At 69.0% G+C, this 20,659-nt stretch carries 17 protein-coding genes; 6 read left to right on the plus strand and 11 right to left on the minus strand.

All coding sequences use genetic code 11. From position 1 onward, the window contains the following. Positions 1 to 7 precede the first annotated feature (7 nt). The gene (locus ABD154_RS08415) at positions 8 to 799 is read left to right on the plus strand and encodes an enoyl-CoA hydratase-related protein (protein ID WP_198499880.1); all 792 of its coding nucleotides are present in this window, start codon (positions 8 to 10) and stop codon (positions 797 to 799) included. A gap of 13 nt (positions 800 to 812) precedes the next feature. Here ABD154_RS08415 and ABD154_RS08420 read toward each other — a convergent pair whose 3' ends face one another. Then, positions 813 to 1,421 (minus strand): NUDIX hydrolase, encoded by a 609-nt coding sequence (locus ABD154_RS08420; RefSeq protein WP_198499879.1) that lies wholly within the window; start codon positions 1,419 to 1,421, stop codon positions 813 to 815. Between the two features lie 142 nt (positions 1,422 to 1,563). Between ABD154_RS08420 and cls the strand changes: the two genes are divergently transcribed. Then, positions 1,564 to 3,051, plus strand: coding sequence for a cardiolipin synthase (cls, locus tag ABD154_RS08425; RefSeq protein WP_232623746.1), 1,488 nt, complete (start codon positions 1,564 to 1,566; stop codon positions 3,049 to 3,051). A gap of 140 nt (positions 3,052 to 3,191) precedes the next feature. On the opposite strand, the gene ABD154_RS08430 is transcribed toward cls, so the two are convergent. Both ABD154_RS08430 and ABD154_RS08435 read right to left on the minus strand, forming a co-directional pair. Further along, on the minus strand, positions 3,192 to 3,848 hold the full coding sequence (locus ABD154_RS08430; protein WP_198499877.1) for a hypothetical protein: 657 nt from the start codon (positions 3,846 to 3,848) through the stop codon (positions 3,192 to 3,194). 218 nt (positions 3,849 to 4,066) lie between these two features. Continuing rightward, positions 4,067 to 5,086 carry an agmatine deiminase family protein gene (locus ABD154_RS08435; protein ID WP_198499876.1) on the minus strand — a complete coding sequence of 340 codons (1,020 nt, stop codon included), beginning with the start codon at positions 5,084 to 5,086 and terminating at the stop codon, positions 4,067 to 4,069. A gap of 189 nt (positions 5,087 to 5,275) precedes the next feature. Between ABD154_RS08435 and ABD154_RS08440 the strand changes: the two genes are divergently transcribed. From ABD154_RS08440 to ABD154_RS08450, 3 genes are all read left to right on the plus strand, one after another. Continuing rightward, positions 5,276 to 6,457 (plus strand): CaiB/BaiF CoA transferase family protein, encoded by a 1,182-nt coding sequence (locus tag ABD154_RS08440; RefSeq protein WP_344251057.1) that lies wholly within the window; start codon positions 5,276 to 5,278, stop codon positions 6,455 to 6,457. A gap of 213 nt (positions 6,458 to 6,670) precedes the next feature. Continuing rightward, positions 6,671 to 7,477: a DUF5819 family protein gene (locus ABD154_RS08445; protein WP_344251058.1), complete on the plus strand. Its 807-nt coding sequence runs from the start codon at positions 6,671 to 6,673 to the stop codon at positions 7,475 to 7,477. Positions 7,478 to 7,592: 115 nt separating this feature from the next. Continuing rightward, on the plus strand, positions 7,593 to 8,756 hold the full coding sequence (locus ABD154_RS08450; protein ID WP_344251059.1) for an HTTM domain-containing protein: 1,164 nt from the start codon (positions 7,593 to 7,595) through the stop codon (positions 8,754 to 8,756). 108 nt (positions 8,757 to 8,864) lie between these two features. Here ABD154_RS08450 and clpB read toward each other — a convergent pair whose 3' ends face one another. Together clpB and ABD154_RS08460 are read right to left on the minus strand one after the other, a co-directional pair. Continuing rightward, positions 8,865 to 11,471, minus strand: coding sequence for an ATP-dependent chaperone ClpB (gene clpB / locus ABD154_RS08455; protein ID WP_344251060.1), 2,607 nt, complete (start codon positions 11,469 to 11,471; stop codon positions 8,865 to 8,867). 139 nt (positions 11,472 to 11,610) lie between these two features. After that, entirely contained in the window at positions 11,611 to 13,191 is a 1,581-nt protein-coding gene (locus ABD154_RS08460) for a Na+/H+ antiporter (RefSeq protein WP_344251061.1), read from the minus strand. Positions 13,192 to 13,476: 285 nt separating this feature from the next. On the opposite strand from ABD154_RS08460, the gene ABD154_RS08465 reads away from it, so the two are divergent. Then, on the plus strand, positions 13,477 to 14,439 hold the full coding sequence (locus tag ABD154_RS08465) for an NAD-dependent epimerase/dehydratase family protein (protein WP_232623741.1): 963 nt from the start codon (positions 13,477 to 13,479) through the stop codon (positions 14,437 to 14,439). On the opposite strand, the gene ABD154_RS08470 is transcribed toward ABD154_RS08465, so the two are convergent. The 6 genes from ABD154_RS08470 to ABD154_RS08495 form a co-directional block, all read right to left on the minus strand. Beyond that, on the minus strand, positions 14,436 to 16,103 hold the full coding sequence (locus ABD154_RS08470) for an FAD-binding dehydrogenase (protein WP_344251062.1): 1,668 nt from the start codon (positions 16,101 to 16,103) through the stop codon (positions 14,436 to 14,438). The genes ABD154_RS08465 and ABD154_RS08470 overlap by 4 nt on opposite strands. A gap of 30 nt (positions 16,104 to 16,133) precedes the next feature. Continuing rightward, positions 16,134 to 17,084, minus strand: a complete 951-nt coding sequence (gene pheA, locus ABD154_RS08475) for a prephenate dehydratase (protein WP_211978660.1) — start codon at positions 17,082 to 17,084, stop codon at positions 16,134 to 16,136. Further along, complete coding sequence (locus ABD154_RS08480; RefSeq protein ID WP_211978661.1) at positions 17,081 to 17,830, minus strand: glycosyltransferase family 2 protein; 750 nt, start codon at positions 17,828 to 17,830, stop codon at positions 17,081 to 17,083. The genes pheA and ABD154_RS08480 overlap by 4 nt, the downstream gene beginning before the upstream one ends. 2 nt (positions 17,831 to 17,832) lie before the next feature. Then, positions 17,833 to 18,705 (minus strand): DUF5926 family protein, encoded by an 873-nt coding sequence (locus tag ABD154_RS08485; protein ID WP_344251063.1) that lies wholly within the window; start codon positions 18,703 to 18,705, stop codon positions 17,833 to 17,835. Positions 18,706 to 18,760: 55 nt separating this feature from the next. Continuing rightward, positions 18,761 to 19,672, minus strand: a complete 912-nt coding sequence (locus tag ABD154_RS08490) for a GTP pyrophosphokinase (protein ID WP_137826433.1) — start codon at positions 19,670 to 19,672, stop codon at positions 18,761 to 18,763. Between the two features lie 183 nt (positions 19,673 to 19,855). After that, positions 19,856 to 20,641 carry an exodeoxyribonuclease III gene (locus tag ABD154_RS08495; RefSeq protein ID WP_344251064.1) on the minus strand — a complete coding sequence of 262 codons (786 nt, stop codon included), beginning with the start codon at positions 20,639 to 20,641 and terminating at the stop codon, positions 19,856 to 19,858. Positions 20,642 to 20,659 lie beyond the last annotated feature (18 nt).

Below are 20,659 nucleotides of genomic sequence, written 5' to 3' on the forward strand. Positions count from 1 at the left end.
ATCCTCGATGCCCCAGATCGTCCATTCCATCGCCGACGGCGTCGCCCACGTCGAGATCGACCGCGCCGACAAACTCAACTCCCTGACCAGGGACGTCTTCGAGGAGCTCGTCGAGGTCGGTCTCCACCTCAGCACGCTCCCCGAGGTGCGCGCGATCGTCCTCTCCGGCCGCGGGCGCGCCTTCAGCGCAGGTCTCGACCTCGCAGAGATGGCCCGGATCGCCGAGGAGGGACCCAGTGGCATCGGCGCCGACGGTGACCTCCTCGGTTCAGCCCGAGCACTCGCTCAGAAGGCCGTGCACGTGTGGTCCCTCGTCGAGGTGCCCGTCATCGCCGCGGTCACCGGGCCCGCCCTCGGCGGGGGCATGCAGATCGCCCTCGGCGCCGACATCCGAGTCGCGAGCCCCGACTCCCAGTTCTCGCTCATGGAGATCAAATGGGGGATCATCCCCGACATGTGCGGCACCCAGCTGCTGCCCCGTCTCGTCGGCCCCGGCATGGCGAAGAAGCTCATCGTCACCGGTGAGGCGATCGGCGGCGTCGAGGCGCAGCGGATCGGACTCGTCGAGGAGCTCGCCGAGGACCCGATCGCCAGAGCCCTCGAGCTGGCCGCCGACATCGCCGCGAAGTCCCGTCAGGCGCTCGTGTGGTCGAAGCGCCTCGTCGACCTCTCCTACTCTGTCCCCTTCGCCGAGGGACTCGCCGCCGAACAGCAGGCGCTCTCCGAACTCCTCGGCTCGGACGAACAGCGCAGGGTCGTCGAAGAGCGCCTCACCAGCATGCGGGCCTCCCGCCGCTGAATCGAAGCCTGGCTCAGCGTGCCTCGTCCGGGCGCACGACGTCGATGGCGCGGGGCCCTGCCGTGACCGCTGCGGCGGAGGCGAAGGTCGCCAGCTCGCTGAGCAGGACGAACGTGGGACGCATGAGCTTGAGCTCGCCGGCCGACTCAGCGGCGAGGAGCGCCGCGACCGACAGCCACTCGCTCGTGTGCGCCTCGGTCGTGACATGCTGCGGGGCCAGCGCATCATCGGCGGCCATGACGTAGAAGTACGTGTCGAAGCGCTTCGGCTGTCCGAGCGGGGTCACCCAGTTCGCCCACGGTGTGAGCGCATTCGGGTCGATGACGGCACCCGTCTCCTCGGCGACCTCACGGACCGCGGTCGCGATGAGGACCCGCCAATCGTCGATCGTGGAATCCTGCCACGCCGCCCGGTGGAGCTCGGGGTCGGAGACGATGACCGCCTCGGCGCCGGCGACATCGACGGGATCGACACGGCCGCCGGGGAAGACGACGACACCGGCGGCGAAATCCATCGTCGAGACCCGGTGCTGGACGAAGACCTCGAGTCCGGACTCGCCGTCCCTGACCATGATCACGCTCACGGCTGGACGGATGGGGACGGCGGTGGGATCGACGGTCATAGCAGTGGACACCTTCGGTCGGGGCTGGTCATCACATTATCGCGCGTTCGCACCGCGGATCGGCAGGGTGACCTTGCGCGATACGATGAGGAAGTCAGAGCCGCCCCGGCGGCCGGAGTGCCAGGCGGAGGAGGTGATCGACGTGGAGGTCTACCCTCTCTTCACCGTCGACAGCGCCTGGCCGAACTGGCTGATCTTCCTCCTCTTCGCCGTCGACCTCCTCATCCGGATCATCGCGCTCGGGTGGATCCCGCACAACCGCCGCCCGTCGGTGGCGCTCGGCTGGCTGCTCGCGATCTTCCTCATCCCCTATGTCGGGCTGCTCGCGTTCCTCCTGCTCGGCTCGTCGAAGCTGCCCAAGCATCGGCGGAAGAAGCAGACCGTCATCAACGACATCATCCGCGAGGAGTCGAACGAACAGGCGATCGTCGGCGAGCACAGCCACCTGCCCGAACCCCTGGCGACGGCGGCCCAGCTCAACTTCGACCTCGGCGCCCTGCCGATGACCCACGGCAATGCGTTCATCCTGCACACGGACAACCACGAGTGCATGGAGGCGATGGCCGACGCCATCGACGCCGCCCACGACTACGTCCACTTCGAGTTCTACATCGTCGCCATCGACGCGACGACGAAACGGCTCATCGACTCCCTCTTCAACGCCCACGCGCGGGGAGTGCGGGTGCGGATCCTCATCGACCACCTCGGGTCGATCGGGTATCCGGGCTATTCGGAGCTCGTCAAACGGCTCGACTCGTCGGGGATACCGTGGCGCCGCGCCCTCCCGATCCGCCCCTGGCGAGGCGAGTATCAGCGGCCTGACCTGCGCAATCATCGCAAGATCCTCGTCGTCGACGGGGTCAGGGCGTTCACCGGTTCGCAGAACATCATCGACCGCTCGTACAACAAGGCCCGCAACCGGCGGAAGGGCTTCCAGTGGATGGATCTCTCCCTCGAATGCGAGGGGCCGGTCGTCGACGAACTCGACGCGGTCTTCACCACGGACTGGTATTCGGAGACCGACGAGCTCTTCGACGAGTCCGCGCAGCTCGAACTCAACGCCCCCATCAGCGGTGGCGCCCTCGCCCAGGTCGTCCCGTCCGGTCCCGGGTTCGAGGACGAGAACAACCTGCGACTGTTCAACCACCTCATCTACAACGCCAACCGCACGGTCGTCGTGTGCTCCCCGTACTTCGTCCCCGACGAGTCGCTGCTCCACGCGCTGACGACGGAGGCGCGCTCAGGCGTCGACGTCCGCCTCTACGTCGGTGAGACGAGCGACCACTGGCTCACCCACCGCGCCCAGCAGTCGTACTACGACGAGCTCGTCCGCGCCGGGGTCCGCATCTTCATGTACCACGCCCCGACCGTCCTCCACTCGAAGTTCCTCCTCATCGACGACGATGTGTCGATCATCGGGTCCTCGAACATGGACGAACGCTCGTTCGCGATGAACCTCGAGGTGACGATGTTCATCGTCGACAAGGAGTTCACGGCGCGGATGTACGCGCTCGAAGCCGAGGAGTACGCGCCGAACTCCGTCGAGCTCGACGCCGAGGAGTGGCGGAACCGGCCGCTGCACAAGAAGTACATCGAGAACGTCGCGCGCTTGACGAGCTCGCTGTTGTAGTCGCGGGCAGTGCGCTGCTCAAGGCGCTGCCAGTGTGCCGCTGTAGGCGCTGTCTGACGAGCTCGCCGCAGTAGACATTGGCAATACGAAGCGGCGGCTGCCTCGATGAGGCAACCGCCGCTATCCTGCACTGAGCTCCGTCAGCTGCGGGCAGGTCCTTCGTCCTCGATCGAGCGCTCGGGGTCGGAGATGACATCGTTGACTCGCTTCGGCGTCGGGGTCGTGCCCCCGGCAGGCTTCGCGCTCGACCCAGCACTCGCGGTAGTTCCCGGAGTCGGCTTGGCGCCGGGCTTCGGCGAGGGAGTCGCGCCGCCTGCCGAGCTGCCGGCCGGTTTCGGCGTCGCGGCCGATCCGGACGTCGCCGAGCCGGGCGTGGAACCGGCCGTGGAACCGGTTCCGGTGGTCGGCTTCGAACCGCTGGTCGAGCCGGTTCCGGGCGTCACAGGCTTCGACGCCGCACCGGCAGCGGACGAACCAGCCGAGGCAGAACCGGCCGCGTTCGAACCCTTCGCCCCTGTCGAGCCGCTCGACGAGGGTCCGTCGTGTGCATCCTCGTCACCGTCGAGCTCCTGCGCTGCGGCGTTGACCTTGTCGGTCGCCGTCTGGACGGCATCGGCCACCGCCGGAGCCTTCTCGCGGATCGACTGGTTGGCCTTCTCGACCGTCTCCTGCACCTTCGGGTCGGTCCACAGCTCCTGCAACTGCGCCTTGAGCTTCTCGTAGCTCTGGCGGCCGGTCCGAGATCCGAGGACGTACCCGATTCCCAGTCCGGCCAGGAGAATCAATCGCTTCTTCATGGTTGTGCTCTCCTTCGCTGCGTCGCAAATGTGTTCTGAGCCACCAGCCTATACCGACACACCGGGTCAGTGGTGAGGCAATTTCGCGCTGCGAGGTCGATCGCGCCACCGTCCGCCAGGGCAGGCGCGCACTGCCGCGCACGGCGTCGATGGGGAAAAGCGACATTGCCGGAAAACTCCCAGCGTCAGCGGACTGTGTCCTCAGCGCAGCGACACCGTCACAGACTCGGCTGCTGCTGCGTGATGCAGTGGATGCCGCCGCCGCGGGCGTAGAGCTCGCGGGCATCGACCCCGACCACGGTGCGACCCGGGTACACCCGCTCGAGGATCGCCTGCGCCTCGGCGTCCATCGGGTCATCGAACGTGCACGCGATGACTCCGCCGTTCGTCACGAGATGGTTGACGTAGGAGTAGTCGACCCAGCCCTCGTCGTCCTCGAGGATCTCCGGCGCCGGAATCGGCACGACCTCGAACGGCTGACCGTCGGCGGTCGTCTCGTTCGCGAAGAACTCCTTGAGCTGCTCACTGAACTCATGGTCCGGATGCTCGGGATTGCGCTGATCGTGGACGAGGACGACACCGGGGCTCGGCATCGTCGCCACGATGTCGACGTGCCCGCGCGTGCCGAAGGTCTGATTGTCCCGGTGCAGCCCGTGATCGAGCCAGATGACCTTCTTCGCGCCGATCGTGCGGGCGAACTCGGCCTCGACATCGGCCTCGGTGAGCCCCGGATTCCGTCCCGGATCGAGCTGCACGCTGCGGGTGGCGAGCACCGTTCCGTGGCCATCGACGTGGATGCCGCCGCCTTCGTTGCGCAGCTGCGAGGAGATCACCGGAACGTCCGCGGCCTCGGCGACGAAGCGCCCGATGTGCTCATCGTTGTCCCACGTCGCCCACTCCTGCGCGCCCCAGCCGTTGAACACCCAGTCGACGGCCGCGAGCTTCCCCTCGTCGTCGACGACGAAGGTCGGGCCGATGTCGCGCATCCACGCATCGTCGAGTTCCGCAGTGACGATCTCGATGCCCTCGCCGAGGTGGCGCTTGGCGTGGTCGACCTGCGCCGGGGAGACGACGACGGTGACCGGGGTGAACTCACTGGCCGCATTGGCCACGGCCGCCCACGTCGTGCGCGCCGCCTCGGCGTCCTCCTCCGAGGCACCCAGCGCATAGCCCGAGGACGGGAACGCCATCCAGATGCGGTCGTGGGCGGCGGTCTCTGCCGGCATGCGGTACGTCATCGTCTACCTCTTCTGTGGTGCTCTCATCCGGAAATCTGGTGGTGCGACTGCGGACGCAGTGTGACTCCGAGTCTAGCGATCCTGCTCGCGGCAGGACCTGCGGATTCCGCACCTGCCGACCCCGTATAGTCGGGCGAGGAGATCAGTCCGGCAAGGGAGACCGACTGGCAGCGCCGAAGGGAGTCGCACGTGAAGACCGAGGACATCGACGAGCTCTTCGCCAGGAAGGGGACCGGTCCGCTGGCCGGGATCCTCGTCGCGGACTTCTCCCGGGTCCTCGCCGGCCCGTACGCGACGATGATGCTCGCCGACCTCGGCGCCACGGTCATCAAGGTCGAGGGCCGCACCGGTGACGACACCCGGTACTGGGCACCGCCTCGGCGCGGGGACGATGCGACGTACTTCCTCACGGCCAACCGGAACAAGCACTCCGTCGTCCTCGACTTCACCGACCCCGACGATCGCGCCCTCGCCCAGGAGCTCGCCCGCCGGGCCGACGTCCTCGTCGAGAACTTCAAGGCCGGGGGCCTGGCCAAGTACGGCCTCGACTACGACTCGGTGCGGGCGGAGAACCCGGGCATCGTCTACGCCTCGGTGACCGGTTTCGGGCGGGACAATCCGCAGCCGGGCTACGACCTCCTCATCCAGGGACTGTCGGGGTTCATGAGCGTCACCGGCACCGAGGAGTCCGGCCCGGTCAAAGCCGGTGTCGCGATCGTCGACGTGTTCACCGGCCTCCACACGACCGTCGGCATACTCGCCGCACTCGTCCACCGCCAGGAGACCGGTATCGGGCAGCTCGTCGAGACGAACCTGCTCTCCTCGGCGCTCTCGGGCCTGGCGAACCAGACCTCGGCCTACATCGCCGGCGGTGTCGTGCCGCGGGCGATGGGCAACGCCCACCCGAGCCTCTACCCCTACCAGCCGATGCCCACCGCTGACGGCCAGATCATCATCGCCATCGGCAACGATGCTCAGTTCGGCAAGCTCGCCGAGGTGCTCGGCCACCCCGAATGGGCAGCTGACGACCGTTTCGCCCAGGCCGCGAACCGCAACGAGAACCGTGCCGAGCTCGAGCCCTACCTCGTCGCCGCCCTCGCCCGGAAGACGAACCAGGAATGGTACGAGCTCCTCTCAGCGGCCGGGCTGCCGAGCGCGCCGATCAACACGATCGCCGAGGGCGTCGAACTCGCCGCCCGACTCGGCCTCGACCCCATCGCCGAGGCGGGCACCGGTGACCGCGTCATCCCCACCGTGGCCAACCCGATCCGCCTGTCCGAGACGCCGCCGAGCTACGATCTCGCGCCCCCGATGCTCGGGCAGAGCACCGAGGCGGTCAAGGAGTGGCTGCGACAGCCGGCGGGGGAGTGAGTCCGGTGGCAGGGCGCACGACTCCGGCGGCAGGGCATGTGGCGCCGGCGGCAGGGATCGTTGCCGGCGGGAACTGTGTGATGGCGAAAAGTCGACGGGAGCGCTCGCGACTCGGTTAGCCTAGAGTCTGAACGAACCCTGAATCGCCAGGTGATCGGTGCCCGCGGCCGCGGGTTCCGCGGCGGTGTGGCCGACGACGAATCCGGAACTGAGATGGACGACACGAAGAGCACTGCTTCGCCGCGAACAGCGAAGTCGAAGACGAATCCCGTGGTCAAACGCACGATCATGGTCATCGCCATGGCGCTGACCGGGTTCCACCTGTTCGCCTCGTTCCTCTGGATCGCGCCCTCGTCGACGCTGCGGGAGGTCATCCCCGGCAACCTGCTCTCGCAGTACATGATCCCGATGTGGGGACAGTCGTGGAGCGTGTTCGCCCCCGAACCGATCAACGGCGACTACTACTTCGACGTCCGCGCCGTCGTCTCCACCCCGGACGGCGGAGAGGAGACGACGGACTGGGTGCGGGCGACCGATGTCGAACTCGACCACTCGACGTACAAGCTCTTCCCGCCGCGCTCAGCCGGCCTCGGCATCAGTGTGGCCTCCGATCTCAAGGGATCGTGGGACGACCTCAGCGACGACCACAAGTCGATCGTCGCACTCGACTACTTCCGGGGAGAGGACTCGGTCGAGCGGCTGACGACGAAGCTCGACGAGTACGCCGACCCCGACGGCGTGGTCGACGACTACCTGGCGGACGAGAACACGGCGACGGCGTACGCGACGCAGGTCGCGCTCGCCGTCTGGGGCGAGGATGTGCAGCGGGTCCAGTTCCTCGCGGCCCGGCAGAACGTCGTGCCGTTCGCGCAGCGCAACGACAAGGATGCCGAGCGTCCCGCGGTCCAGCCCGCCACCGTCGGCTGGCGGGCGCTGACCTTCGCCGATGACCAATCGAATGAGGACTTCGCGGACTACTTCTGCGCCTCGGACACAGTGAGGTGCGTCAGTGAGCAGTGAGACACCGGCCGGGAAGAGGACCACGACGTCGTCGGACGCAGTCTCGGCGGATGACGCGACGGCTGCGGGTGCGACGTCAGGGGGCGCAGCGCACGCTCGTGCACAGCAAGCGACTGTGGACCGGGACGACCACAGCGGCGGCACTGACGGCTCCGGCGGCGCTGACCGCACCAACGGCTCTGACAGCACCGACACCCTCGAGAGCAGCCACCACAGCGACGGCGCCGACCGCTCATCGACCGATGGCGCCGCTGACGGCTCGGCCACCCCTGTCGCCGCCCGCATCGTGACGAAGCTCGCCAGCGGATGGAACTGGCTCGAGGAGATGCTCACCGGCCGCTACCACGCGACCTACGGACTCGCCGTCACCCGCATCCTCATCGGAGTGACGGGGCTCGGGCTCATCCTCACGAACTTCGCGGCCCGCAACTATGCCTTCGGCGTCGGGGCGGCCTGGAACGGCGAGATCGCCGAACCCCAGAGCGACTTCCCGAACATCTGGCTGTTCTCCCTCTTCCACCGGGCGGTGACGAACCCGCCGCTGTTCACGGCGATGATCATCGGCCTCGCCGTGCTCGCCGTGACGATCATCCTCGGCTGGCGCACCCGCATCATCCTGCCGTTCTACCTCGTGGCCTGGGTGAGCTTCATCGAGCTCAACGACAGTGCCGGCGACCAGGGCGACAACGCCTACCGGATCTTCCTCATCGCGCTCCTCTTCGCCGACACGACGCGACGCTGGTCCCTCGACTCCCGCCGCCACCGGAAGCGCTTCGGCACCCTCCCGGCAGCCGCCGACGGCCCGTGGATCCTCATCATGGCGAACAACCTCGCGATCGTCGTGCTCGCCTTCCAGGTCTGCGCGATCTACATGTCCGGGGGACTCTACAAGGCCGGCGGCCAGGCGTGGCAGCACGGCTACGCGGTCTACAACCCGCTGCAGACCCTCCAGTTCGGCACCTGGCCGGTGCTCTCCGACCTCGTCACCGCGTGGGGGCCCGGCGTCGTCGTCATCTCGTGGGGGTCGATCCTCTTCCAGTGCGCCTTCCCGTTCATGCTCTTCAACCGCTACACGAGGGTCGTCGCGCTCCTCGGCATCCTCTCGTTCCACCTCGGCATCGCCCTCCTCATGGGCCTGCCGTGGTTCTCGCTGACGATGATCGCCGTCGACGCGATTTTCATCAAGGACAGCAGCTACGAGAAGCTCAGCGCACTCCTGCGACGCTGGTGGTCGTCAACGGGCATAGGCTCCCGGAGCGGTGCCCGACAGACCGGCTGAGCGCGGCAGGCCGGCTGAGCGCTGCACCCTCACCGAGGTGGCCGCAGACGCAGCGACAGACACAACGAGGGGGCGACCGGTGCGGTCGCCCCCTCGTCCAATCTGTGCTCACTTCTTCGCGTGCAGCTCCAGTCCTGTCGTGTCGGCGTGCACCGGCATCGTCACTTCGACGGTGTCGCCGTCCTGGACGTCACCGGCGAGCATCGCACGGGCGAGCTTGTCGCCGATCTCGCGCTGCACGAGGCGACGCAGCGGACGCGCGCCGTAGGCGGGATCGTAGCCTTCGAGCGCCAGCCAGTCCTTCGCCTCCTGCGTGACGTCGAGCGTGATCCGGCGGTCGGCCAGACGCTTGTCCATGCTCTTGATCTGCAGGTCGACGATCGAGGTCAGCTCGTCGTTGCTCAGCGCATCGAAGAGCACGATGTCGTCGAGGCGGTTGAGGAACTCGGGCTTGAACGCCGAGGCGACGACGTCCATGACCGCGTCCTTCTGCTCCTGCTCGGTCATCGCTTGATCGACGAGGAACTGCGAACCGAGGTTCGAGGTGAGGATGAGGATCGTGTTCCGGAAGTCGACCGTGCGGCCCTGACCATCCGTGAGACGACCGTCATCGAGCACCTGCAGGAGGATGTCGAAGACGCTCGGGTGCGCCTTCTCCACCTCATCGAGGAGGACGACGGAGTACGGCCGACGGCGCACCGCCTCGGTGAGCTGACCGCCCTCGTCGTAGCCGACGTAGCCGGGAGGCGCACCGACGAGCCGCGAGACCGTGTGCTTCTCGCCGTACTCGCTCATGTCGATGCGGATGAGGGCCTTCTCGTCGTCGAAGAGGAAGTCGGCCAGCGACTTCGCGAGCTCCGTCTTGCCGACACCCGTGGGGCCGAGGAAGAGGAACGAACCGGTCGGGCGATCCGGGTCGGAGACCCCGGCCCGGGACCGGCGGATCGCATCGGAGACCGCTGCAACCGCGTCCTTCTGCCCGATGAGTCGCTTGCCCAGCTCGTTCTCGGCGCCGAGGAGCTTCTCGACCTCGCCCTGCATGAGACGTCCGGCGGGGATGCCGGTCCACGAGGCGACGACCTCGGCGATGTCGTTGGCCGTGACCTTGTCGCTGACCATCGGATCCGAGCTCTGCCCGGCATCGGCTTCGGCCTCTTCGGCTTCGGCCTCGGCGATCTCCTTCTGCACGGCGGGGATCTCCCCGTAGAGCAGGCGGGACGCCGTCTCCAGGTCGGTGTCGCGCTGGGCCTTCTCGGCCTGCGACCGCAGCTCGTCGAGCTTCGTCTTCAGCTCACCGACCCGGTTGAGGCCGGCCCGCTGGGATTCCCACGTCGCCTCGAGGGCACGGAGGTTCTCCTCCTTGTCGGCGAGGTCGGCGCGCAGATTGCTCAGGCGCTCCTGCGACGCGGAGTCCGTCTCCTTCGACAGCGCCATCTCCTCCATCTTCAGACGGTCGACCGAGCGGCGCAGCTCGTCGATCTCCGCCGGAGCGGAGTCGATCTCCATGCGCAGCCGGCTGGCCGCCTCGTCGACGAGGTCGATCGCCTTGTCCGGCAGCTGACGGCCGGTGATGTACCGGTTCGACAGACCCGCCGCGGCGACGAGCGCGCCGTCGTTGATCGAGACCTTGTGGTGGGCCTCGTAGCGCTCCTTGAGACCGCGGAGGATCGCGATCGTGTCCTCGACGCTCGGCTCCCCGACGTAGACCTGCTGGAAGCGACGCTCGAGCGCCGGATCCTTCTCGATGTTCTCGCGGTACTCGTCGAGGGTCGTCGCGCCGATGAGCCGCAGCTCGCCGCGGGCGAGCATCGGCTTGAGCATGTTGCCGGCGTCCATCGAGGAGTCGCCGCCGGCACCGGCGCCGACGATCGTGTGGAGCTCGTCGATGAACGTGATGATCTGGCCGTCGGCGTTCTTGATCTCCTCGAGCACCGCCTTGAGCCGCTCCTCGAACTCGCCGCGGTACTTCGCGCCGGCCACCATGGCCGAGAGGTCGAGGCTGATGAGCGTCTTGTCCCGCAGCGACTCGGGCACGTCACCGGCGACGATGCGCTGGGCGAGGCCCTCGACGACGGCCGTCTTGCCGACTCCGGGCTCGCCGATGAGGACGGGGTTGTTCTTCGTCCGGCGGGAGAGCACCTGGATGACGCGACGGACTTCCTTGTCGCGGCCGATGACGGGATCGAGCTTCCCCTCGCGCGCGGCGGCGGTGAGGTCGATGCCGAACTTCTCGAGCGACTGCATCGTGTCCTCGGGGTTCTCCGAGGTCACCTTCTTGCCTCCGCGCAGCTCCGGCAGAGCCGCGAGCAGGGCGTCGCGGCTGGCGCCGTTGGCGCGCAGCGCATCGCCGGAGCCGTCATGGCCGCCGGCGGCGGCGAGCAGCAGATGCTCGGTGGAGACGTACTGGTCTCCGAGCGAGGTCATCTCCTCCTGCGCCTGGTTCATCAGCTCGAGGGCGGCCCGGGACAGGCTCGGCTGCGCCACGGACTGTCCGCTCACGGTGGGGAAGCCGCCGATGACGGCGGCGACCGCGGTGAGCACGGTGTTGCGGTCAGCGCCGACATTCGCCAGGAGGTTCGAGGCGAGAGAATCGGGCTGCTCGAGCAGTGCGGCCACGATGTGGGCGGGCTCGACCTGGTTGTTGTGGCGCGCAACGACGTCGTTGACTGCCGTCTGCAGCGCCTCTCGCGATTTGGTGGTCATCTGTGCGTCCATGCGCATCTCCTCAACAGTGGTGGATTGTGCTTCTCTCTGGTGCAACGCCTCCAAAGTTGAGTCTATTCCACTCAACTTTGATTTTCGAGGGTCAGTTCACACAAGCGATCATGTCAGGGGTCCCATGCCTCCGTCCCGGTCATGACTGCAGCACCGCCTGCAGGTCGAAGCGCCGCAGCACCTTGTCCGCCGCCTCGGGGTCGATGCCGCGTTCGCGGCGGGCCCGGAGCACCTCGTCGCGGGCGGCCTGCATCGCCCGCTTCTGCACGGCGAGGAGCCGCTGGCGGTTCTCCTTGAACTCGGTCGCCTTCTCCGCACTCACCTGATCATCGGGAGTGCCGAGCAGCTGGGTGCGCAGCGTCCTGAACCGGGTCCGCAGCGCCTCGGCGACATCATCGGGCAGGTCGTCATCGGACTGGATCTGCCTGATCGCCGCGGCATACGCGCGCTTCGCGATCTCCTCCGTCTGCCGCCTCTCCTTCTCCGCCTCGTCGTCGATGCCGAGGGCACCGACGACGGCCGGGAACGTCAGGCCCGCGAGGACGAGGGTGACGAGGAGGACGACGGCGGCGGCGACGAGGAGGTAGGAGCGACCGGGGAACGGCTCGCCGGTGTCGGTCAGCTGCGGGATCGACAGGGCCAGGGCGATCGTCGCCAGCCCGCGCATCCCGCCCCAGGTCATGAGCACCGAGTCGCGGACGTTGAGCGGGGCCGCGTCCGGATCCTCCTCCCGGATGCGCTTGCTGATGAGCAGCATGGAGAGCAGGAGCCAGACGAATCGCACGACGATGATGACCGCGGCGATCGCCAGCCCGATGAGCACGGCGCGCCCGAGGTCGGCGTTCTCGGTCTCGATGACGACGCGGAGGTCGAGGCCGATGAGGCCGAACGCGATGCCGGTGATGAGCATCTCGAGGACCTGCCATGTCGTGGCCTGCGTGACGCGTTCAGCGGAGTTGCCCTCGACGTCGCGCCGGCGGACCTCGAGGGCGGCGACGACGACGGCGATGACGCCGCTGGCGTGGAAGTGCTCGGCGAGCAGGTAGACGCCGAAGGGGAGGACGAGGAGGAGGGAGGAGCGGGCGACCGTGTGGTCGATCCGCTCCATCACCCACCACGCGACGAAGACGACGAGCCAGCCGATGGCGATCGCGACGACCGCCGAGAGGACGAAGGCGACGGCGAGGCTGCCGAAGTCGACATCCGTGTCGGCCAGGGCGGCGGCCATCGCGGTCTGGAAGATGACGAGGGAGGCGGCGTCGTTGAACAGGCCCTCGCTCTGCAGGGTGCTCATGATCCGGCGCGGGATCGACACGGTGCCGGCGACCGCGTCGACGGCGACGGGGTCCGGCGGGGCGAGCATCGCGCCGAGGGCGATGGCCGCGGCGATCGTGATCCCCGGGATGAGGAGCAGCGCGGAGCCGGCGACGGCGGCGACCGTGACGCCGACGAGGGCGATGGCCATGCCGAGGATCGTCCGCCACCGGATCGCGAAGAGCGCCCACGAGGTCTTCTGCGCGGCGGCGAAGAGCAGCGGCGGGAGGAAGAGGGGGAGGATGAGCTCGGGATCGATCGTGACATCGGCGAAGGTGGGGATGAACGCGCCGGCGATGCCGACGACGACCATGAGCGCCGGCCAGGGCAGACGGAGCCGCTGTCCGATCCCGACGACGATGCTCGTCGCCGCGCCGAAGCCGATGACCATGAGCAGAGTCGTCATCGGCATCCTCCTGCGGCGGCGTGTGCGAGCAGGCTGTTCGCACAGGTATCGGTTGCGACAGTGCCCATTGTAGGCTCGCGCTCACCGCTTGAGAGGGGAAAGGGTGAGGAAATCGCGGCGCCGAGGCGGGGCCGGGGTGTCGCGGGCCGGTGCGGACCGTGCGATGTCGCGGATGCGGATCGACCACGTGGGCATCCGCGCGGATGCGGGCCCGGCGTCGGCTACAGTGGCACTAGCAGGGCGACGCACAGCGTGCGGGAGAGCGGTTGAAGGGAAGGAGCAGCGGTGGCGATAGTGGTGACCGGCGCAAGCGGCTTCATCGGCGGAGCCATCGCTCGCGCCCTGGCGGCGCGTGACGAGACGGTCTATGCGCTCTGCCGCCGCGACCCGGAGATCCCCGGGGTCAACTTCCACGAGTGGGACATCAGGCAGCCGGCCCCGACCGCGGTGCAGTCGCTGGCGAAGTCCGTCACCGCGGTCTTCCACTGCGCCGGACTCACCGATGTCACCGCGGCCTACGACGACTTCTACGATGTCCGCGTGACCGGCACGCGCCACGTCCTCGACGTCTTCGCCGACGCCCGGATCGTCCACATCTCCTCGACGACGGTCTACTCGCCCACCCAGCCGCACACCGATCTGTGGGAGGAGGCGGGCCCGCAGGATCCGAGCGAGTACCACGACGACTATGCGAAGACGCATGTGCTCGCCGAACAGCTGCTCGCCCGCATCCGCCCGGACGCCGCCGTCCTCCGTCCCGCCGCGGTCTACGGCCCGGGGGAGACGATGCTCATGCCCAGCCTCAGCCACTTCGCGAAGAAGGGCGTGCTCACCCTGCCCGGCGGCGGTCGGCAGAAGATGACGCTGACGGCGATCGACAACCTCGTGCGGGCCGCGCTCGCGTGCCTCGATGTGCCCTCGGCCTCCGGTCCGTTCAACATCGGCGACCCCACGCCGTACCGGCTCAAGGACGCCGTGGCCACGCACTTCGCGCGCATGGGCTATCCGCCGGTCGTCATCGAGGCGATCGCGAAGGACAAGGCCCTCGTCGCGGCGAAGGTCGGGCTCAAGGTCAAGTCCCTCTTCAAGCGCGGCGACAGCGCCCGGCTCTTCCTCGTCGAGTACCTGCAGTTCGACCGGACGTACAACCTCTCCCGGCAGCAGCGCGTCCTCGGCATCTCGACGACGCAGTTCCTCACGCCCTCGCGCTTCCAGCAGGGCCCCGACGCCCCGGACCGGAGCGCCTAGACCGACTGCGCCACGGCCCGTCCGGTCCGCAGCCCCGTGAAGATGCACCCGCCGAGGAACGTCCCCTCGAGCGCGTTGTACCCGTGCATGCCCCCGAAGCCGCTGACCTCACCGGCGGCGAAGAGCCCGGGGATCGGCGTCCCGTCGGACGCGAGCACCTCACCCTCGAGGTTCGTCTCGAGCCCGCCGAGGGTCTTGCGTGAGAGGATCCCCAGCCGCACCGCAATGAGCGGGCCGTGCGCGGGATCGAGGATCTCATGCGGTGGCGCCACCCGCACGATCCGATCGCCGAGGTAGCGGCGGGCTCCGTGGATCGCCTGCACCTGCGGGTCCTTCGAGTAGGGGTTGGCGACCTCCCGGTCCCGGTCGACGATCTGGGCGACGAGGTGGTCGTGGTCGATGACGGGTCCGCGGGAGCGCGCGTTCATCCCCGCGACGAGCTCCTCGGTCGTGTCCGCGACGACGAAGTCGGCACCGAAGCGCGTGAACGCCTCGACCGGGGCCGGAGCCCCGGTGGACCGGGCGCGCGCGAGGCTCAGCCGCCAGTCCTTGAGCGTGATGTCGGGGTTCTGCTCGGAGCCCGAGAGCGCGAACTCCTTGGCGATGATCGTCTCGTTGAGGACGAACCACGAGTAGTCGTGACCGGTGCCGAGGATCGCCGCCATCGTCCGGTTCGTGTCGAAGCCCGGGTAGTTCGGGGCGGGGAAGCGGTTGCCGGCGGCGTCGAACCACAGCGACGACGGTCCCGGGATGATCCTGATCCCGTGGCCCGGCCAGATCGGATTCCAGTTCTCGATGCCCTCCGTGTACGCCCAGATCCGGTCGCGGTTGATGAGGTTCGCCCCGGCCGCCTGCGCGATGTCGAGCATCCGCCCGTCGACGTGCGCGGGCACGCCGGCCAGCAGGTGGGCGGGGAACTCGCCGAGGCGGTCGGTGGGCCAGAAGCGGCGCAGCAGTTCGGCATTGTGGCCGATCCCGCCGCTGGAGACGATGACGGCGGGAGCGCGGAACTCGAACTCGCCGACCTCCTCGCGGTTCGAGGCCACACCCCTGGCCGTCGGACTCGGGGCGAGCACGTGCCCGCGGATGCCGACGACGGCGCCGTCGGCGACGACGAGTTCGTCGACCCGGTGGCGGAAGCGCAGGTCGACGAGCCCGCGCTCCTCCGCCGCCTCGACGGGTTCCCGGAACACCCGGACCACCTCGGGGCCGGTGCCCCACGTGAGGTGGAACCGGGGTACGGAGTTCCCGTGCTCGGAGGCACCGGACCCACCGCGCTCGGCCCAGCCGACGATCGGGGTGAGCCGCAGACCGAGCCTGCGCAGGTAGTCCCGCTTCTCCCCGGCGGCGAACTCGAGGTAGGCGTCGGCCCACGCGCGCGGCCAGCGGTCCTCGGCCCGGTCGAAGCCCGCCGAGGCGGCCCAGTCCTGCCGCGCGAGGGCGAGGGAGTCCCGGACGCCGAGGCGGCGCTGCTCGGGGGAGTCGACGAGGAACAGGCCGCCGAGCGACCAGTGGGCCTGCCCGCCGAGGTTGGCCCGGTTCTCCTGGTCGACGATGAGCACGGACCTGCCGGCCTGCGTGAGCTCGTGGGCGGCGACGAGCCCGGCGAGGCCGGCTCCGACGATGATCGCGTCCGGGGTCGGTGAGGTGGCGGCGGTGCTCATCGGGCTCGACTCCTTCGTCGGCGGGTGGGGTCAGGCGGTCGGCGAACCATCCGCAGCGTCGAGGATGCCGGACATCCAGGCGATCGCGTCGTCGAACGAGGCGTCGGTCGTCGTCGGATCGACGATCGGCCGGGTGCCGTCGGCGCTCGGGTAGCTGCCGAGGAAGGTCAGGGACCGGGCGACCCGGTGGACGCCGATGAGGGCATCGGAGACCCGAGCTTCGCTGATGTGGCCGAGCAGGTCGATCGAGAACTGGTAGAGGCCGAGGCGGTCGCCGGTCGGGCGCGACTCGATCCGCGACATCGTGATCCCGCGCGTCGAGAACTGCTCGAGGAGTTCGAGGAGGGCGCCGGCCCGGTCGGAGCGCAGGGCCGCGACGACCGTGGTCTTGTCCGCTCCCGTCGGGTCGGGAATGCGTCCGGGCAGGGTGACGACGACGAAGCGGGTGACGGCATCCTGGCGGTCGCCGATGTCCTCGGCGATGACGTCGAGGCCGTAGCGCTGCGCGGCCAGGGCCGGGCACACGGCGGCGACGTAGTCCGCGGCGTCGCCGGCGAGGTCGCGGGCGGCCGCGGCCGTCGAGGACGTCGGAATGTAGACGGCGTCGGGGAAGTGCTCGGCCATGTAGCCGCGCACCTGCGCCTCACCGTGCGGGTGGCTGCCGAACGACGTGATCGCGGTCGGGTCGGTGCCCGGGCGCACCGCGAGGACGAAGCGGACGGGCACGACCACCTCGGCGATGATCTGCAGGTCTCCGTGCCCGGTGAGCGCGTCGATCGTCGCGGGCACACCGCCTTCGACGGAGTTCTCGATCGGCACGATCGCGGCCGCGCAGTCGCCGTCGAGGACGGCGTCGAGGGCGGCCGCGGCGCCCCGCATCGGCAGGGTCGTCGCCGTCTCGGTCTGTCCCTGCTCGCCGAGGTAGCTGAGCAGGGCGGCTTCGGTGAAGGTCGCCTCGGGGCCGAGGTACGCGTACCTCATGAGGACGCCTGCTTCGCCTGCCGCCGCCTGGCCATGAGCGCCCGGGCGACATCGCGGTACTGGGCGGCGCGGTGGAGCTGCGCCTTGAGATCGCGGCCGGTGACCCGGTGGTGGAGGTCGCATTCGACCTCCTCGACGCGCAGCCCGGCGTTGACGACGTCGATCGTCATGCCGGTCTCCACACCCCACCCGGCGGCGAACGGCAGGGCCGCGTCGAAGGCCTCCCGGGAGAGGCAGCGCATGCCCGACAGGGGCTGGGTGGCCTCGAACCCGGAGAGTTCGGCGATGCCCTTCTTCGCGAGCCCGACGACGAAGCCGAAGCCCCCGCCCTTGCGCTTCTGCGCGGGCAGGATGGCGATCGTCATATCGGCCTCTCCGGCGAGCACGGGGGCTGCCAGGGGTGCGGTGTTGACCGCGGAGTCCTCGAGGTCGCCGTCGATGAAGAGCAGCGCCCGGTGGGCCGGAGTCTGTCCGGGCGGGGTCTGAGAGATCTCCCGGTTGCGGATCGCGAAGGCCCCGGTCATCATCGCCGCGGCCTTGCCCTTGTTCTTCGGGTGGGTGACGACCTCGGCGCCGGCGCGCCGGGCCACGGTGCCGGTGTCATCGCTCGACCCGTCGTCGACGACCATGACGATGTCGACGCCGGGGATGAGCTTCGTGCTCGCCACGGTCGCCGCGATGCGCTCGGCCTCATTCATCGCGGGGATGACGGCGGCGATGCCGATCGGGCTCGGGTGCTCAGCCATGGTCAGTGGATGGTGAGCTGGCGGGCGACGATGCCGGAGCGGGTCCGGCGGGCCTCGGTGCTCAGCGGGGAGTCGTCGCTCAGGGCCTCGTCGAGACGGGTCGCGAACTCGGCGATCGGCTCCTCGACGTCGTCGACCTGGGTGCCGAACTCGAGCTCCCAGACGGGCACGATGATCCCGTGGGCGCGGAAGTAGCCGAGGAACGTCCCCGGTCCGCCGAGGTCGTTGCGCCCCTCGGCCTGCAGCCGCGCGAGGGCGTCGACGACCTGGTCCTCGCCTTCGCTGCGGGCCCAGCGCACATAGGTCCGGCCCGACATCTCCGTCCAGTAGGCGGAGTCGACGGAGGCGAGCTTCTCCGTCGGGGCGATCGAGTCGTTGGCCTGTTCGAGGGCCGCCGCCACCTCGGCGTCGTCACCGGGCAGCTCCCAGTACTCGAAGGTCTCGAGGACGCGGACGTCGAAGGGGTGGGCGTCGTCGAGGATGTCCTGCAGCCGCGGTCCCTCACCGGGTTCGGTCGTCGCCTCGATCGTCGTGCCGGGGCTCGCGTCGACAGCGGCGAGGATGCCGCGGGCGACGTCACGGGAGGCATCGGTCGAGGACACGGGCACCTGCATGCCGGCGAGCACGGTCCCGTCCTCGCGGTGCCAGGCCTGCCAGGCCGCCGGCAGCAGGGAGGCGATCGTCACGGTGTGTCCGCCGAAGTCCTCGCGCAGCCGGACCTCCGCGGTCGCGGCGGGCACGAGTTCGCGCAGGCAGATGAGGTCGGCTTCGAACGGCAGGCCCTCGAAGGGGCGGGGCACGAAGGCCGTGGCCTGAGCCCGGGCCAGACGCTTGGCGATGAGGTCTTCCTTGGAGCGCTTCGACTTCTTTCCCATGGGACGCAAGTCTAATCGGTGCCGGGCCCCTGGGCGGTCAGCGTCCGGTGCGGCGTCAACTCTCCCCGGCGACGGGAATGAAGTACCGGGTCGAGTGGGACTCGTCCATCCGCACCCGCAGAGTGTCGCCGGGGGAGGGCAGTCCCGCCCGGTCCGGGTTGTCCGGGGTGAGCCCGAGGGTCTCGAAGCGGATGATCCCATGGCGGCCCACCTCGTCGGCGGCGAGGACGTAGGAGTGCTTGAGCTCGCGGATGGTCACTTCGATCGAGGGCGCCTCGGCGTCGGGGTCGGTCATCGCCCGCGGCGGGGCCGCGTTGCCGAGGCCGAGGTAGGCGCCGACGTCGTCGGCGATGAAGCCGGCGACGGAATCGGCCTGCGCGAAGAGCCCGGCGAGGACGAGGCCGAGCCTCTCCTGCTGCGAGTCGGAGGTGAGCACCTGACCGGGTTTGAAGAGGTGCTCCTCGGAGAGCACGCACCACGCGTCCTGGAGGATCGTGCGGATCTGGAGTTCGACGAGGACGGAGGGCTCGGAGTCGAAGGGCACCTCGACGATGAGGTGGCGTCCCCGGTAGCCCGAGGGCTTCGGGTGCGCGGAGTAGTCGCGCACCTCGGCGATCGACAGGGACGAATCGTCGTTCGGATCGGTGAGCACGTCCCAGAGCACGGCCTGCTCGCGTTCGGTGCGGCACACCACCCGGGCTCCGACGACGTCGATGACCTGGTTCTCGACCTCGACGGCCTCGTGGATCTCATCGTTGGCGTCGGCGAGCTTCCGGCGCAGCTTCTCGCCCGTGCGCAGCGGGTCCTTGATCCGGCCGGGGACGATGCGGACGCGGTCCTCCGTCAGCTGCGGAGACCGCGAGCGGGCGGACTCGATCCAATCCTCGACCGTCTCGAGCGCTGCCCTCCAGGTGGACTCGCGCCGGTCGTAGGCCTCACCGACTAGCTCGCGGACTTTTGCTGACATCGTCGTCACCTTCCTCCTGGTTCAACTTCACCAGATGAGACGGGCGATGTCCATGCTTTGCGCGTCGTTTTGCGCGACCGGATCCCTCGCCGAGGCGGTGCCGGGGAATCCGCGAGCGGAATCCGCGGGCAGGATCCGCGGGCGCGATCGACCGCCCGCGCGACCCAGCAGTCCCAGCCGACCTCAGAGGTCGTAGTCGACGATGACGGGGGCGTGGTCGGACGCGCCCTTGCCCTTGCGCTCCTCGCGGTCGATCTGCGCGGATACCGCCGCCTCGGCGAGCGCCGAGGATGCGAGCTCGAAGTCGATGCGCATCCCCTCCTTCTTCGGGAAGCGCAGCTTCTGATAGTCCCAGTACGTGTAGACGCCGGGCCCCGGGGTGAACTGCCGGGTCACCTCCTGCAGGCCCGCGCCGAGCAGGTCGGTGAACGCCGCGCGCTCGGGCGGGGAGACGTGGGTGGCGCCGTCGAAGGCCGCCATGTCCCAGACGTCCATGTCGAGCGGGGCGACGTTGAAGTCGCCGCAGAGGACGATCCGCTTCTCAGGGTCAGCGGCGAGCTGCCCGGCGATGTCGGCCGTCAGCGCCCGGTACCACTCAAGCTTGTAGGCCAGATGCGGGTGGTCGAGCTCACGGCCGTTGGGCACGTAGAGGGAGTGGACCCGCACCCCGCCGCACGTCGCCGACAGCGCACGCGCCTCGACGACGCCTTCGTACTCGGGGATGCCGGCGAAGCCGATCTGCGGATCGCTCAGCCCCACGCGGGAGGCGATCGCCACGCCGTTCCACTGGTTGAGCCCGTGGAAGGCGACCTCGTAGCCGCGGGAGTCGAAGATCTCCCGGGGGAACTGGTCGTCCCGGCACTTGAGCTCCTGGATGGCGAGCACATCGGCATCGGAGCGGTCGAGCCACGCTCCGATCCTCTCCTGGCGGGCACGGATCGAGTTGACATTCCACGTCGCGATTCTCACCCCACCACCCTAACCGGT

This window comes from Brevibacterium sanguinis, assembly GCF_039528855.1.
Taxonomy (GTDB): Bacteria; Actinomycetota; Actinomycetes; order Actinomycetales; family Brevibacteriaceae; genus Brevibacterium; species Brevibacterium sanguinis.